This window comes from Gilliamella sp. GillExp13, assembly GCF_001690815.1.
Lineage (GTDB): Bacteria > Pseudomonadota > Gammaproteobacteria > Enterobacterales > Orbaceae > Gilliamella > Gilliamella bombi.
In genome coordinates, this window is sequence record NZ_LZHJ01000034.1 from 1 (window position 1) to 16,263 (window position 16,263).

General features: G+C 33.9%; 10 protein-coding genes and 2 pseudogenes. 8 read left to right on the forward strand and 4 right to left on the reverse strand.

All coding sequences use genetic code 11. The features are described 5' to 3' along the window. From A9G37_RS12760 to A9G37_RS13450, 7 genes and pseudogenes are all read left to right on the forward strand, one after another. Positions 1-195: pseudogene (locus A9G37_RS12760) on the forward strand (IS30 family transposase); the annotation flags it as partial. A 14-nt stretch (positions 196-209) separates the two neighbouring features. Beyond that, entirely contained in the window at positions 210-3,953 is a 3,744-nt protein-coding gene (locus tag A9G37_RS02990) for a DUF4132 domain-containing protein (protein ID WP_065574572.1), read from the forward strand. Next, positions 3,947-5,044 carry an ATP-binding protein gene (locus tag A9G37_RS02995; RefSeq protein WP_065574573.1) on the forward strand — a complete coding sequence of 366 codons (1,098 nt, stop codon included), beginning with the start codon at positions 3,947-3,949 and terminating at the stop codon, positions 5,042-5,044. The genes A9G37_RS02990 and A9G37_RS02995 overlap by 7 nt, the downstream gene beginning before the upstream one ends. Positions 5,045-5,060: 16 nt before the next feature. Then, complete coding sequence (locus A9G37_RS03000) at positions 5,061-7,628, forward strand: DUF5682 family protein (protein ID WP_081297627.1); 2,568 nt, start codon at positions 5,061-5,063, stop codon at positions 7,626-7,628. A gap of 9 nt (positions 7,629-7,637) precedes the next feature. Beyond that, complete coding sequence (locus A9G37_RS03005) at positions 7,638-8,822, forward strand: VWA domain-containing protein (protein ID WP_065574575.1); 1,185 nt, start codon at positions 7,638-7,640, stop codon at positions 8,820-8,822. Further along, on the forward strand, positions 8,819-10,993 hold the full coding sequence (locus tag A9G37_RS03010) for a hypothetical protein (protein ID WP_065574576.1): 2,175 nt from the start codon (positions 8,819-8,821) through the stop codon (positions 10,991-10,993). The genes A9G37_RS03005 and A9G37_RS03010 overlap by 4 nt, the downstream gene beginning before the upstream one ends. Before the next feature lie 275 nt (positions 10,994-11,268). Continuing rightward, positions 11,269-11,390, forward strand: a pseudogene (locus tag A9G37_RS13450) (type II toxin-antitoxin system Phd/YefM family antitoxin); the annotation flags it as partial. 137 nt (positions 11,391-11,527) lie between these two features. Here A9G37_RS13450 and A9G37_RS03015 read toward each other — a convergent pair. The 3 genes from A9G37_RS03015 to yccS all read right to left on the reverse strand — a co-directional run bounded on the left by A9G37_RS03015 (position 11,528) and on the right by yccS (position 14,951). Beyond that, positions 11,528-12,010, reverse strand: coding sequence for a hypothetical protein (locus A9G37_RS03015; protein WP_065574577.1), 483 nt, complete (start codon positions 12,008-12,010; stop codon positions 11,528-11,530). A gap of 6 nt (positions 12,011-12,016) precedes the next feature. After that, entirely contained in the window at positions 12,017-12,745 is a 729-nt protein-coding gene (locus tag A9G37_RS03020; protein WP_065574578.1) for a phospholipase D family protein, read from the reverse strand. A gap of 64 nt (positions 12,746-12,809) precedes the next feature. After that, positions 12,810-14,951 (reverse strand): YccS family putative transporter, encoded by a 2,142-nt coding sequence (yccS, locus tag A9G37_RS03025; protein ID WP_065574579.1) that lies wholly within the window; start codon positions 14,949-14,951, stop codon positions 12,810-12,812. 518 nt (positions 14,952-15,469) lie between these two features. On the opposite strand from yccS, the gene A9G37_RS03030 reads away from it, so the two are divergent. Further along, on the forward strand, positions 15,470-16,036 hold the full coding sequence (locus A9G37_RS03030) for a hypothetical protein (protein ID WP_065574580.1): 567 nt from the start codon (positions 15,470-15,472) through the stop codon (positions 16,034-16,036). On the opposite strand, the gene A9G37_RS12025 is transcribed toward A9G37_RS03030, so the two are convergent. Beyond that, positions 15,995-16,263: IS3 family transposase (locus A9G37_RS12025; protein WP_141670985.1), on the reverse strand; the 269-nt coding region annotated here is incomplete at its 5' end. The two genes, A9G37_RS03030 and A9G37_RS12025, sit on opposite strands and share 42 nt — an antisense overlap.

Here is a 16,263-nt window from a genome sequence, read left to right on the forward strand (position 1 = left end):
ACAAATGAAAACACCAATGGCTTAATACGTCAGTTTATACCTAAGTCAGCGGCCATTTCATTAGTTGACGACAAACAGATAAAGAAAATACAATATCTATTGAACACACGCCCAAGAAAACGGCATAAGTTTAAAAGCCCTGCCGATTTTTATTCTAAGGAGCTAAGAAGAATTGCTCTTCATGGTGTAATCTAGGAGGATAAGTTAATATGGTAAAGGATAACGTTGAGAGTAATGAGCACAATTTATTAGCGTGTTTTGAGATTTTGCGGGGATTAGATAAATTGATTCCTGAGCGCATTTGTAAATATATTTTACAAGGTCAAGATCCTCTAGTTTTAGAGGATTTAAATCAATTATCGCAAACGTATAATGGTGAGAAGCGAGTTTATGGACGTCTAGGCTTTCCTGGTGCGACTAATATCATTTATTATTTCACTGAGAAAAAACAGCCAATAAAAGCAAGAGCGCTATTTTATCAACAATGGACGGATAACTATACGCCAGAACAGATCATTCGTTTTGGTAAGGTATTGGCAGCAACCTATATTGAAAATATGCGGCAAAGTCGCGTTTATTCAGAACAAAAAAATATTGATGTGATCACGCCAAATTTACCATTATGGTTTTTATATCTATTTTTAGATGGATTGGTTTCAACTTTGTTTAGTTATAATCAAAGTGCTGAACAAATTATTCTTGAACGTCAAAATTGGTCTGTTCAACAATTACATCAATTGCTCGAAATAGAACAAAAAGGGCTAGGGAAACAGCTATTATTTGCTATTTTTGACCGTCAACAAACACCAAAATCTTATTTAAAGTGTTTTTATTATGTGTTTATGATTAATGGTTTATTGCCCTATATTTATGAACATCTTGAATGGTTTAAAACCTTGCCTGAACAGGATTTATCTAGAGTTGGTCAATTACAGCAATTACAATATATTGCTAATCAAGACAAACTTAAACAAGATGTGATTGATTTGCTTGTAAAACAATCAACAAGTAATATAAAAGCAATCAGTGAACTGGCAACAACCTTATTACTGAGTTTACCTATTGACATAATCCAAGCTGAATTACAAGTTTTATTAGATCAAGGAACACCTAAGCAACGTTGCCATGCGATAAACTTATTAGTTAGATTATCTGTTAATCGCAAGATTTTAGAAGAAGCATTAACTCGTCAGACGAATAAAACCGTAATAAAAACCATCGAAGGGGCTTTATCACGATTAAGTGGCAATGAGGATGCTAAACAGCAAGAAATCGAATTAATTATTCCTCCTTTTGAATCGATCGTTGAAGTTAATTTACCTTCTAAAGCGCGAGATATTTTGCAACAAAACTACCAAGAAATATTAGTCCAACAGCAAAAGAAAGCAGAACAGGAAATTCAATATAACCAAGAATATGGTTACAAAATTACATCTGAACAACAGCGTTATGCGCAATTAAAAACAATTACTGTTACTGATTTAGATGCGATTTTTGATTGTTTAAATGGTAAAGGTGATATCGATCAGGCGGATATAAAAAATAAATTAATTTATGAAGTTATTTTGAATAAAGGACGCTTGTCATCGTTACTTGAATTTAATCTTTACCACTTATTACGTGCGGAAAAAATTTGTCATCCTCAGCCTAATTCCTTTTATTTAGGTTTAAGTTTTTCTCATCATGAAATCTTGTTACGTACCGATTTACGCCAGTTAGTTGAAGTAATGAATAAAATAGATTATGTGCCAGATGCGAAACGTACCATCGCTGCCGCATTTTTAATGAATTATTATTATGAAACCACAACTGAGGTAGATCCTAATTTAGTTTGGCCATTTTTTGCCGAAAATTCCGTTTATCTTGATGAAGCATTAGGACTATTGCCAAATCAAGAACTGCAAAACAGTGATTATTTTTTTGAGAAAGAACGAGGGATAAAAATATTAACTTTTTTCCCGAAGTTACTAGCTAAATATGTGACTTATTTACTTGAACTGGCATTAGGTGAAACTCAATCATTACGTTTATTAGCACAAAAAGCATTGAGTATGTTGCCTGATATTCATTACCGAGTGGAAGAGGTATTAATATCAACCAAACAAGCTCAGCGTATTTTAGCTGCCAAGTGGTTGGTAAAATTAGGACAGAAATCATCAATTAAAGCACTGAATCATGCGCTAAACAAAGAGAAATCTGAATCTGTACAAGCAACATTATTAGCTGCGCTTGAAAGTTTAGGTGAAAATATAAACCAATATTTAACGCCAACAAAATTATTAGATGATGCACAAAAAGGCTTAACAGGCAAAAAACCAGCAGATGCCAAATGGCTTGATGAAAGCTTAATTCCAGCATTAACTTGGCAAAATGGTAAGGTGGTTGACCCTCAAATTATCACTTGGTGGATTTGGCTTGCGATAAAATTAAAAGAGCCTGCTAATCCATTATTAATCATTTATACCCGACTTTTAAGCATCAAAAGTCAACACGAATTAGGTGTATTTATTTTACAGGCTTTTATTAAGCAAGACACACTAACGCCAACACTTGAAGAAGCCGAAATAGAGGCAAACTTAAATGCAAAACAGCGTTGGAAAGATTACTTAAATTATGCAAAGCGTTATCCCGAGTATTATGGTCAATATGAAAATATGACTTTAAGCGAAGCATTCGAAATGATAAAGCAAGAAGTGCTTTCCCGTTTGATTGGTTCAGCTATTAAATCAAAGGGTATATTATCACTAATTGGTGGCATACAAGGTAATACTGCCGTATCGATAATAAAAAACTATATTAAAAATTATCAAATCAGGCGTGGACAAATTGAAGCCATGCTTGAATCAATAGCCGTTAGTGATGATCCGCTTATTATTCAATTTTTATTATCAATTGCACGTCGTTATCGAACGCCGTCCGTACAAAAAAAAGCAAAATTATTGATTAACCAAATTGCTGAGCAAAAACAGTGGACGGCTGATGAACTGGCTGATCGCACCATTCCAACAGCAGGTTTAGATGAATCGGGCGTACTGAGCCTTGATTATGGTGAGCGAATTTTTACAGCTACATTAGATGATAAATTTAAATTTGTATTAAAAAACGCCGAAGGTAAAGAAATTAAAACACTCCCCGAAGCAAGAAAATCTGAAGATGAAACACTTGTTAAAGAAGCAAAAAAACAATTTAGTAATAGTAAAAAAGAGCTGAAACAGTTAATTGAATTACAAATAACGCGGCTATACGAAGCCATGTGTTTGCAACGACGTTGGTCAGTTTTAGAGTGGCAAGAATATTTCTATAACCATCCCATTATGAATCGATTAATTCAACATTTAGTATGGCTTGAAGTGAATGAATCAGGGGTAATTATAAAGAGTTTTCGTCCAACCGAAGATGGCAGTTTAATTGATTTAAATGATGATGAGATTACGCTTAATAAAGAAAACGATGTTACTGTTGCACATAGTGCATTGTTAACTAACGAAGTAGTGAAAACATGGCAAAAACATCTTGCAGATTACAAAGTTCCGCTACTACTTACACAATTTAACCATTCGTTGCCTGATGTTAGCCATGTTGAAGAAAATATTATTGATGATCGTAAAGGGTGGCTAACAGACAGTTTTACAATACGAAATATATTAATTAAACAAGGGTATAAACGAGACGATATAGAAGATGGTGCTTGCTTTTACGGCTATTATAAATATTTTAGCGAGCTTGAGCTTTATATCAATATTGAATTTAGTGGTAGCTATGTGCCAGAAGAGAATATTCCCGTTGTACTTTACAATCTATATTTTAGTAAAAAGCAAGGGAAAAACGGTAATGCAATTGATATCAACGATGTGCCGCCAGTATTACTAGCAGAAGCTTATGCTGATTATATGGCTGTTGCTAATGCCTCAAGCGGTTTTGATCCAGAGTGGGAGAAGAAAGGGTTATGGTAAAACAAACACAAGCCATTCGCTTAAGTGCAGAACAACGTTATGCTAAAGAGTTAAATAAGTTGCTGAAATTGGATAGTAATAACAATAAACCTCAAGGCTGGCAGTTATCACCAAAATCGGTACGAACGTTTATTTTAGGTAATGAAGAAATTGGCATCAGTCGCAAATTTTTTGGTGACGATCCCCTTGTTGATCGAGCAATAGTCTCTTTGCTTGGTAAACAAGGTTTAATGTTAGTTGGCGAACCTGGTACGGCTAAATCGATGTTATCTGAACTGCTAGCTGCAGCAATCAGTGGTGATTCAAACCTAACTATTCAAGGTACGGCAGGGACAAATGAGGATCATATCAGATATTCTTGGAATTATGCTTTATTATTAGCAGAAGGGCCAACTGAACGAGCGTTAGTTGGTTCGCCAATTTACCACGGTATGCAGCAAGGCAAAATTGTGCGCTTTGAAGAAATAACACGTTGTCCTCCTGAAATTCAAGACGTACTTGTGTCATTGATGTCAGAAAAGCAAATGATGATTCCAGAAATGGGACAGCATGCTAAAATTAGCGCTCGACCAGGTTTTAATCTTATTGGTACGGCAAATTTAAAAGATCGCGGTGTACATGAGATGTCGGCTGCATTAAAACGTCGCTTTAATTTTGAAACCGTTAACCCAATTACTGATAAAAACTTTGAAATAGAATTAATTCAAATGCAACTTAACCAGGAATTAGGTGAACTAAAATCGCAGATAATCATTCCAGTCGATGTCATTGAACTATTAGTAACAACGTTTCAAGAGTTAAGACAGGGGCAAACACAAGCAGGCACTAATCTGAAAACACCTGATGCGGTGATGTCAACAGCAGAAGCTGTCAATATTGTTTATGCCTCAGCATTAGATGCCTATTATTTTGATGAGGGCACCCTTGAGGGTGGACATATTGCTAAACAGCTTATTGGTGTAGTTTTAAAAGACAATGCTGATGATATTAAACGAATTCAATTTTATATGGATAATGTGGTGCGAGAAAGAGCCAAAAACTCATCAGTATGGCATTCATTCTACCAGGTGTCTAAAAAATTCTGGAAATAATAAATAGATAATCATTATGGGAAGTTCACCATTACCACAACGTCTACAAAATGCTTTGATATGTCGAGATGCATTACAACAAGCGCAGATCTATTTTGCTCCAGTGCGCCATCATAGTCCTGCTTGTAGTTATGCTTTGCGACAGTTGATTACTCAAATTAAACCGACCCATATTTTGATTGAAGCACCTGCTAGCTTTTCAGAAAAACTTGAGGAACTACTAAATAATAAGACAGAGCCACCCATTGCTATACTTTGTCAAACAGATCTTCAAGTAGACGAAGTTGTCTTTCAGAAGAATGAAGAATATAGTGAAGAATATAAAGAGGATGATATGGCTAACTCGCCATCGCATCAAATTACTCGCTCCGTATTTTATCCATTTTGTAGTTACTCACCAGAGTGGCAAGCAATGCAATTGGCAAAACAATACAATGCAAAAATTCAATTTATTGATCTGCCTTGGGCAGAACAAGTTACTCAAGAATTCACATCATTGCAGAGCAAATCATTACTTTCTGAAACCTATCTAAAGCATAGCCAATATATTACTCAATTGGCTAAGAAATTACATTGCCGTGATCATGATGAAGTTTGGGAGCATTTATTTGAATTAAGAAATTTTACCGATCTTGCTGATTGGCAAACATTTTTTGAAGATACGTTTATTTGGTGTGCAATGGCGAGGCTTGGTTACGATTCATCATCACTTGAAGCTGAAGGATCGAGTCAACGAGAACAGTATATGTTAACCGCAATTGGGCGATTAAAAAAATCGATCCCCGATGCAAAAATTGTGGTGGTCACAGGCGGATTTCATACTTTAGCATTATTTGAAGGATTATGGCAAAACAAGCTTCTATTACCCAAACGAACCGATATCACCCGATTTAATCGACAGCAAAAAAGTGGCGACAGGGATCGAACTTGGCTTATTCGTTATAGTTTTGATCGCCTTGATGCATTAAATGGTTATACAGCAGGGATGAATTCTCCTGCTTATTACCAAAAATCTTGGCAATCAATGCTAGCTTATGAACAAAATTCTAACCAACCGCAAACAACCCAATGTTATCGAAAAACACAATTGATTGATTTTTTATCGATTATTACTGATAAATTAAGAAAAAAGCAAAATTGTAGTGATGCAATTGATTTTATCCCTTTAAAGTCGGCGATTGAACAAGCCTGTTTATTAGCTGAACTTCGAGGTCATTATGGTCCAGGTCGTTATGATCTGCTTGATGGTATTCAATCTGCTTTTATCAAAGGAAGTATTCACGATGTACGCAGTGATTTTTGGCAAATAGTTTATCGTAGCTTATCAGGAAATCAATTAGGACAAATTCCTAATGATATAGCCTCACCACCACTTGTTAATGAAGTTTATTCAACACTTAAAAAATACCGTTTTAAGCTCGACGACACATTGCCTAAAACTACCCATATTGATATTTACCGTAACCCAGAACATCGGCAACGAAGTCGATTTTTACATCTACTTGCCTTTTTGGACGTTGGATTTGCTAATCGTCTTGACGGACCAAATTATCAATATGGAACAAGGTTAACCATTATGTTTGAAGATTGGCAATATTTATGGACTCCAATGGTTGAAGCTAAGTTAATTGAGCTGTCAGAGCAAGGCACGCAACTTGAACAGATTGCTATACAAAAATTGCAACACTCAATAGAGCAATTAACAGAAGATGGAATGGCACAATCTTGTTTGTGTGTAGTAAAAGGGGTGATACAAGCGGCGTTAATGGGATTACAGACCTATTTCTCTCAATTATTAGTGAAATTATCATCATTCTTAGACGTTGACAATAATTTATTGTCATTAGTGGATTGTGGGCATCGTTTACTCTATTTATGGCAAGGTCGGGAATTTTTAGCACTTAAGGCTAGCTCAACCTTGCTAGCATTGCTAGCTAAAGTACCACAACAAGCCTTTTTCTTACTTGATACATTAAAACAATCCGATACAGAGCAACAGCAAGAAAATTTAAAAACATTATTATTATTTAGAAATTTAATAAATAATCTACCAGATCAGCTAGATGTGAAAAAGTTGAAACAGGATTTTTACCTTAATTTACATCGTTTACAACCGTCATTAATTGAGGCGCCATTGATTCGGGGCGCTATTGATAGTATTGCTTATTTGGACTCTCAAATTAGCCAATCAGAATTTGACCACAAAATAAAAATGGCTTTTGAGTTAGGATCCCAATATGAACAGGCAAGTAGCTATTTTATGGGGATAATGCAATGTGCACCCGAATTAATTATCCACTCTTCACAATTATTAACAAGCCTTGATGAATTATTAGCGAATTGGAAACAAGATCAATTTATCGAAATACTTCCTGATTTACGACTTGCATTTACGCAACTCACACCGAAACAAAATGCGATAATTGCCGAAAAAATTTCTAAAAAATATAGTGCTGAAAAAGAAGATATGAGTATTGAGCAATATAGATTTAGTGAAGAAGAATTGCGAAAAACACTTTCTTTGGAATTATCTATCTCCCAATATATTCATCAACAACAACTACAAGATTGGTTTAAACAGTAAGGATTTAGCATGATCGGCAATAAAAAAATCATTGATAAAAAAAATGTTGCTCATGTTAAGCGATGGCGATTGATATTAGGAAAATATGCAGATGGACACCTTAATCAGGCGACATTTAACCAACATGATCATAACTTAGAACAAACATTAAATTATCTTTATCAGCATGAATACCGCAAGCGAGGTTTAAAAATAGGTGATGAAGATAGTAGGGATAGTGTTAGAAAAAAGATTTCACCTGGTGGCAATGAAAATTCTGTATTTAACACAGTAAATTGGCTCAATAAAACGCGAAAACTGTTCCCTAAAAGTACATTTGAACGCATGCAACAGCAGGCGATTGCCCGTTATCAACTGCAAGGAATTTTAAACGATCCTAATGTTATTAAAGCGTTAGAGCCGAATTTGAACTCTGTGCGTTTATTAATGAATTTAAGAGGGCAATTAAAAAGTGAAGTCTATTTGGCAGTTAAAGAGCTGATTCAAAGCGTTGTTGATGAAATTTTACAAAAAATCAAATCCGATTTTGTTAATGCCTTGATAGGTAAAAGGAATCGATTTCGTCATTCCAATATACGTTGTAACCAAAATTTTGACTGGCGTGCAACAATTAAGGCTAATTTGAAACATTTTGATCAACAAAAACAACAAATGATTATTGAAAATGCGATTTTTAACTCTCGTGCAAACAAACAATTACCTTGGGATATTATTTTATGTGTTGATCAAAGCGCCTCAATGGATAGTTCAATTATCTATTCTGCTGTTTGTGCTAGCATTATGGCTAAATTACCTTCTGTTAACTTACATTTATTTGTTTTTGACACTCAAATTGTTGATCTGTCTCACTTAGCCCATGATCCTGTGGAAGTTTTAATGACAGTTCAGTTAGGGGGGGGAACTGATATTGCCAAAGCGCTCAATTATGCTGAACAAAAAATTAAAAATCCACAACGAACAATTGTGGTATTAATTAGTGATTTTTGTGAGGGAGGAGCATTAATTCACCTTTATGCAACTGTTTCAAGAATGAACAGCAATAGAGTCAAAATGTTAGGTTTAGCGGCGCTAGATGATAATGCTGATCCTGTTTATGATTTGCAAATATCGCAGCAATTAGCTAACCGTGGTATGCAAATTGCGGCATTAACACCAGAACACTTTGCTGCTTGGCTAGCGGAGGTTATGCAATGAGTTGGCAATATATCTATTTAAACTATGATCAAGAGTCATTGGCACTTTATGCCAATATTGGCTTAGTTCGCCGTGCTCGTAAAGATATCGAGGCTAACAAAGTAAAATTAATTGAAAAAAACAATGAAGATTATTTAGAATTCAATGCAGATGGTCAGCAAGTTAGATTACCTGCTCAAGGTATTCAAGCCGCAAGTTGCAATTGTCTTGCTCACGGGCATTGTAAGCACATTATATCGGCTGTTTTATGGCTACAATCAAATGCTTTGTTGTTAGAACATTCTAGTACCGATAGCAATAAAATTGATGATGAAAATCAAATTAAGTCGCTAGATCAATCTAATGATTTGCATAAATCTGATAATAAAATAAGTACAAAACAGCTTGAAACAATAAGACCTTTAGCTAACGTGTTAACTGAATTATTGTCATTAGATGCCTCCAAACTTTTAAAAAAAGCAGGAAAAAACAATATTTTTAAAGCTTATCAATTTGCGTGTAGTTGGCAAAAAAATCATTCAGTTACGATAGAATACCAAGATTCACAAATACGAATTATTGTTCCAGAAAGCGATACACCTATTATTTATATGGCGGGTACTGGCTTTGATGGAATGATTTCAACTTTCTGTACAAACCAAAAAATGGCAATACATTTAGCAGCTATTGCTTATCTATTTGAAAAAAACAACAAAACATGGCCGTGGCCAATCCAATATCGACAAAGCATAACACATGAAAGTGATCAGCTTTCTGCTGATGAAATTACTTTGATTAAACAGATTCAACAGCATATTTTTAAACTTATCAATCAAGGTTTATCTCATGTGAGTCATAATCAAGCTGAACAATTACAATTACTCAATATGTCAGCAAGATCTCAAGGATTACCTCGTTTGGCCGCAATGCTTCGGCATCTTAGTCAATTAGTTGAGTTACTTGCCAAGCGGCACTTTGCGGTTGAAGAACAAGATATACTACTGTTTTTAGGGCAGATACAAGCCTATACCGAAATACTATTACATCATCAAGGTGAACAACTTTTCAAATTGCGAGGTAGAATAAAACGCCAATATAAAACAGAATCACAACTCCTTGAGCTATTACCATTAGGTGGTCGCTGGTGGCAAAGTAAAACAGGTGCCATTGGTGCAACTTTCTACTTTTGGGATATTGAAAAACAACAATACCAAGAAACAACATTAGCTAGAGCCTATAAAAACGATATCAATTTTAATCGCACAATGATTTGGAACAGTATGTCAATATGGCAAACATTTCCTTATATGTTGATGCAAAAATCAATAAAGCTTCATCATCCTCGTTTATCAGATACTGGCGAATTGGCGATTCATGGTTCAACGGTTACTTTACAAGAAACAGGGTGGAATGATAACAATTATCAGGATTTTAGATCAAAAGCGGGATTTGAAAATTGGTCAATACTGAGCGACTATTTACAAGATAATCATTTAGATGATTCACCTCTTAATGAGATGTTAATTCTTCATATAGCAAGCTCAAATAAACCTTATTTAGATGAAATTCGACAAAATTTAGTTTGGCAAGTAAATGATAATGATGGAAGTAGCCTTTTCTTATGTCTCTTTTGGGATGAATATGAAAAATTACGTATCGATGTTTTAAAGAATTTTTTAGAAAACAACAATCACCCCTTAACCGTATTTGTCAACTGTGTAAAAAATGACAACTTTTTGGATTTAGAGCCTTTTGCATTGCTTTACAAAGAGCAACTAACAGGAGATATCAAAACATTAAATCTTGATTTTGAAGACTTCTGTCATAAAAGTAAAAAAAATAATTCTAAACAAAATGTTATTATAAATAATTATTTAGCGCATAAAAGGCATCTAGTCGAAAATCATTATATGACAGATTCACTTTCAACCTTTATTATTCAACCACTTTTAACGATACTTGAAAGTATGGTGTGTTCAGGAAGACTCGAATTATTCGCTGATCAAAAACAGCAATTAATTGCGATCCAATATGATTGTGATACTTTAGGATTAAACACATTAAGTACCGTTTTAAATAAAATTCTCAGTCAACAACAAATAGCGGTAACACATATCTTACAAGCAGTTTACTTATGTTATCTTTTAAAAAAGACAAACTACCAATTACCAATACAACTGAAGGATTTATGATATAAATTCCTTATCGTTATTACATAACTCTAGTAGAAAATAATATTGCGTATTTTTGCGTTTAATATTCAGTGTAGCGTTATTTTTTTATGCTAAATAGGTTTTTAAATGTTATAAAAGTAATATTCCAGTGTGGTCGTAATGTTAAATCGTTTGATACTATAAATAATACAAAATTAGAATTATTTTAAAGGATAACAAGTACTAATAAGATTTGTTAACAGGTTTTTAAGGTGTTATATTTAATATGCATAACAAAACAAGGGCATATGATCATGCCTAATATTATTTTGAGTGATACTACTGCAAGTATCAGTGAATTATAAAAAATCCAATGGCAACAGTGAATGCAGGACAAGATTTACCAGTTGCAATTTTAAATAGAAATCAACCATCCTCATTAACTTACAAATACACAAAATTTAGAATGGGGTCTTATTTCTTTATGATATACACGCCTTATCACTTGGCGTTAATTTTGTTGTTTCTGTATATTTATTACAGCTTTTCTTTTTTAATTTCAGTAAAAAAAAGTTACTCCTTGAGCTGATAGAAGATAGCATCAATCATGGCAACGCGACCATTCCAAGCTTGTTTTTCTTCTTTTTTTCTTGAATCATCAGGGCAGCTAGATGACCACCACACCGAATCAATAATTCGTGCTATAATTTGTTCCCAATATGTTTCAAGGTCGATCTTTTGAGGTATACCAAAATCTTTGCATAATGCTGGACGATTTTGTCCATCTAAACACACAAAGTAATCAGGGCGCTTCATTGCTAATAATCTACTTGCAATGCCAATCCCACATTTACCAGCAGGAAATGCCTGCTTAAATATTTTAATAAATTGATTGTAGTTAGCTTCATTTACAGGACCTGTCAATGGTATACAATTAAGGGCATTTGATATGTTAGGATCATTATTATTTATTTTGCTATGAAATACTCCTGCACCAACCATGCTACCAAACCATTTCCACTCAATTTCTGAACCATCATCTATTAAGCCTGCCACTTGCTTTCATTGTAATTTAGTAAAACTAGAGAAGATTTGTTTTTCTTTGAAGTAATTATTAATCTCTTGCAGAACTTTGATGTGTTTAGAAAATGAACTGGATTTATCTTTCTCATCTGTTTTTTCTCGTATTTTTTCATAATATTCATTCCATTGTAGTGAAAGAATATTTGACTTTATCATACTTTTTTTGCTTTTATATCCACCATAAACATTTTTTAGACTATCTAGTTTAGTTTTATTTTTCTTCCATATATTCGTGTATTTATTTATTTCTTTTTCGGTCATTTCTTCTGCATATTCCCAATAGTTATCAATAGTTTTCAATATGTCAGTAAATATTTTTTCAGAGCCTTGATCATTACTTGTGATATGAATCATTATTTCATCATTTTTTGTTAATGCTGCCTGTGTAAAATTAGCACTACCAATTAGACATTCCCAATTGCTATTTTCATCTGAAAATAAATACACTTTAGGATGGAAAATTTTATCAGTTTTCAATATAAATTTTACATTCCTATGGCTCGCAAAGATTTTAATGAAATCTGGATGAGTTTGATAAAAATGGGTTCCAACTACCATTTTAGTTATGTGTTTTTTATTGTCTAATAATTTAGATGCAGCGTTTGAATTCATTGATGCCCAAGCTGTGGCTATATAATAGTTAGTATATTTCCCCATTAATTCAACTAATTTATTATCAATATAAGTTGGTTTAGTAATAATTTTCATTTATTTTTCTCCAATTTATTGATTAACTTAAATTCAGTTTTCAGGGAGTTTGTTAAAACATTTATCATTTTAGCCGAGTTGCAATTTCAACAACCTCAGGCAAAATATCCAAAATCAAAGCCAATTGTTGCATAACTAACAGATCATTATTCGTTTTATCATCATCAATTGAAACAGCCGAAATTGTTTCGATATAATCGGTAACGGATTTTTTAATAGCTTGGTATTCACCGTCGATCTTTTTAATGCTTAATAGATTAATAATATAGACCGACAAATCATCAAATAGATCGAAAGTCTGTTTTGAAAGAGGTTTATCGCGATGCGCACCTAAAGTCGAAAGATAGCTAATCAACGTATGATTAAGTGTTAACAAACGAAATCCCTGATCGATAACAACTGGATTCATATGCGGCTCTTTAGTCATCAAACTAATTAATGACGATAAATCTGCATTACTATCATGCGCTGCACGTCTAGCTAAACGATACATAACATCATTAGTTTTACCAGTCAAATACTGACGACCAATTAACGCTAAGTAATGGCTATCGTCATGGCAAACACGATCCACTAATTTAGGTAGATTTCTAAACTTCCAGTCAGGCCAAATAAAGCTCACAGCAAACCATGCAATAAAACAACCAATTAACGTTGCAATAATGCGCGCGACCGCAACTTCAATACTACTTTCGCCAATTAAACTGAAACTAAAAAACACCAATAACGTAATAAACGCAGTAGCGTAAGCATATTGTGAATTTTTAAATAGAAAAAACAGCCAACCGGTGATAATAATTAACACCAACTGCTCAGGAACACTTGGAAATAAAAACGTCAACGGAATACCTACAATAATCCCCAGAATGGTACCGATTACGCGTAATTTTAACCGATATTTTGTAGTTGAATAGTTAGGCTGGCACACAAACAAACTGGTTAAAATAATCCAATATCCATGTTGCAAATCAGAAAAATGAATCACCATATAACCAACAAAAAACACTACACACATACGAATTGCATGACGAAATAGTGCCGATTTTATGGTTAAATTGTTTCTAATTTTGGTAAAAATAGCATAAAAACTGGTTAGTTCTTCATCGATTAACTGATTATCTTCTTCTGCCTTTGGCAAATGTTGTTCAGTATCAATATTAGCAAGTAACAGATCGATAGAAAGCAAATTTTGATGTAAACTTTTAAGCGCTTTAATCATCAGCATATCGCTTTTATGACTAGCATGATATTGATTAATAGCTTCTTCGAGATACGAAAAATAACGTGAAAACAGCTGATCATGCTGATAAGTTTGATTTAACTTAATTGTCATTGCCAATTGCGCACAAGCTTTTGCTTGCAAATTTAGAATACGAGCAAATCTAAATAAAATATCACTATGTTTAAAATGCACACTAAGCGCTTGATAATGTCCATGCGCTGAACTTGCTCGCTCATGAATATCTTGCGCAACAAAATAATAGCTTAGTAACTTTCTAATATAAGCTTGTCCACGATAGCTTTTTAAACGATTAAATAGTGAACGTTTGATATTATTAAATGCACTAATGAGTTGATTATTACTATTGTTTAATTGCAAAGTTTGTTTTTTAAAACCGTCAGATTCATCAGGATCAAACATCGCTGCCTTAGCATCAAGATACTGTGCTAAATCAATAAAACACTGTGAAAGCGATTGTTGGGTTGTGCGAATAGGTTGGATGATCGATTCAATTAACGAAACAACATTATACCAAAGTGCACCTAACAGCAAAAAACAGGGTAAGGTGTAATTATCGGTAAACAAATTATGCCCAAGCATGGTATAGGCAGCAATTAAAAGTGATCCAAACGCAATCACACCGTAACGTTGCCCAAGCGAACCAAGCATGGTAAAAATAAACGTTGAAGAGACCAAACCGATAATAAAAAATGCAGGATAATCAAATAACAACTCGACTGAAAAAGTGGCAATAGCAAAACAGAACAACGTAAGAATTAAATTAATACAACGGCTTAATAGACGAGTATCGATCTCGGTCAAGCCTGCTGCCACAACACCAAGCGTAAGGGGAATAACTAGCGAAGTATACCCAAAATACCACGGAACCAAAGTCGAACCAGTTAAACTAATTGACATCCGAAGACTAAAAAGAAGATTACTGCTGTAAAAGACTTTACGTAAAGACAAAATAAATGTGTGCACGGTGTATTGGGTTTGGTGTATGTTCAAATAATAGCTACTAGAATACTATATTGCATCAAATAGGGAAAGAGTGCAAAAAAGTTGTTTATTTCCAAGAAAAAGAAAAACCAAAAACTTTAATAAAATCAATGGTCTACATGAACGATTTTAAAGTAAAAAACACACTTATAGCACCACAATGCTAATATGCTTGCCTTATTAGAGCGTCAAAATGTGCCAATAACGAAGTAAAGCTAGCACGTCAAACTGGGCTGTTGGGTGTGTTTGTGTTTTAGATGTTATTAGCAATATTAATCATTCCGCAAAAGCCAATATGTCCTAAAGCTAATACCCTATTTTAATTATAAAATTCACCTATCTCTAAAGCCAATCGTTTTCATCTTTACATTTCTTTACAAAAAAGTCCGCCAAAAAACTAGTCAATCATTCCTTAAACGGTTATACTTTCATCGTTTAAGAAAAATGAGCTTACTAAATAAGCGAATAAACATAAAAATTCAAATAAAACAAAATATTACTTGACAGGTGAAACGAAATGCAGTACCATTTTAGGCACAAGGCACTGGCAAACCTATGTCTTAAATTTATCAAATAATCCTATTCGACAAGTTTTTACTCGAAATTTATTTATATCTTCGAAATTATCTCTCGAATTATTTTCGAAATTATCCACAAAACTATCTTTAAAAATTCCATTGGCAGTAGTGCCTTTGTTGTTATTGCCGTACTCTTTAGAATCGCAGGCATTATCGGCCACGACTTCTGAGCGTATTCACGGTACTGCACCTTATTTAACCTTTGATGGCGGTGTTACTAAAGTGACTGAAATAAGGGAATTATTAGGTATTAAGTTATCAGACGGTCGAACATTCACACCGCAAAATAATCCTTCATCATCGACAGCGCCAATCGAGTTACCTAATGTAGGGGATACTTTTGCTGATATTGAAATGATAGTTCCGTCATCAAGCGACTCAATAAATATAAATGACTTAGTGAAACAAGGTGGTATGTCCACACTTTTTAGTACCAAAAAGATAAGGTCATCGATTTCTTTTGTATTCAATCGGCGACTGGTAATTTAATGTTGAATGAAGTCGATTATAATTAAACCAATCCACATAGTGATTAAATTCCAATTTAAGTTGCGCCAGTGAATCAAAAATAGTATTTGACACAAATTCTGTTTTCACTGCTTTGAATGTGCTTTCTGCAATTGCGTTATCATAGGGGCAGCCTTTGCGACTTAAGGACCGTTTAATTCCAAATGCTGTTAAACATTCATCAATCAAATGATTATCAAACTCTTTTC

Coding starts and splice junctions, on each gene's coding strand:
- A9G37_RS02990 (WP_065574572.1), top strand. CDS start 210: ATGGTAAAGGATAACGTTGAGAGTAATGAGCACAATTTATTAGCGTGT.
- A9G37_RS02995 (WP_065574573.1), top strand. CDS start 3,947: ATGGTAAAACAAACACAAGCCATTCGCTTAAGTGCAGAACAACGTTAT.
- A9G37_RS03000 (WP_081297627.1), top strand. CDS start 5,061: ATGGGAAGTTCACCATTACCACAACGTCTACAAAATGCTTTGATATGT.
- A9G37_RS03005 (WP_065574575.1), top strand. CDS start 7,638: ATGATCGGCAATAAAAAAATCATTGATAAAAAAAATGTTGCTCATGTT.
- A9G37_RS03010 (WP_065574576.1), top strand. CDS start 8,819: ATGAGTTGGCAATATATCTATTTAAACTATGATCAAGAGTCATTGGCA.
- A9G37_RS03020 (WP_065574578.1), bottom strand. CDS start 12,745: ATGAAAATTATTACTAAACCAACTTATATTGATAATAAATTAGTTGAA.